Origin of the sequence: Carboxydothermus pertinax, assembly GCF_001950255.1 — a bacterium.
GTDB lineage: Bacteria > Bacillota > Z-2901 > Carboxydothermales > Carboxydothermaceae > Carboxydothermus > Carboxydothermus pertinax.
This window is the reverse complement of the sequence record NZ_BDJK01000035.1, coordinates 1-328: the sequence shown is the minus strand read 5'-3', so window position 1 is coordinate 328 and position 328 is coordinate 1. Positions and strand designations below refer to the sequence as shown.

Annotated in this window: 1 pseudogene; it reads right to left on the bottom strand. The window is 47.0% G+C overall.

The features are described from left to right. A pseudogene (locus cpu_RS08750) lies at nucleotides 1–328 on the bottom strand (DDE-type integrase/transposase/recombinase); the annotation flags it as partial.

Below are 328 nucleotides of genomic sequence, written 5' to 3'. Positions count from 1 at the left end.
TTGAGGTTTTCCTTCTTCAGGCGGTCAATAGGCCTTTCCCCGGTAGTGCCGTGTATTCTCCTGTTTTTCTTTTCACACCATACTATTGCCTGGCGGTTTAAATCACCGTAGTCTACGAACTTCCTACCCGGCAGGAAGTTGTTTTTGACAAAATCTATGCCGCTTTCCACCTTGCCTTTTGTTTGGGGGCGCCGTGCCCTGCACACTTTAGGAATAAATCCAAGGGTTGCCGCAAGGTCTTCAAAGGTAGGGTTCCATATGGGCTTTTTGTTTTCACCGGTGCCCAGTATTACGGTTTTCATTCTATCGGTAAGAACTATGTCGGTTA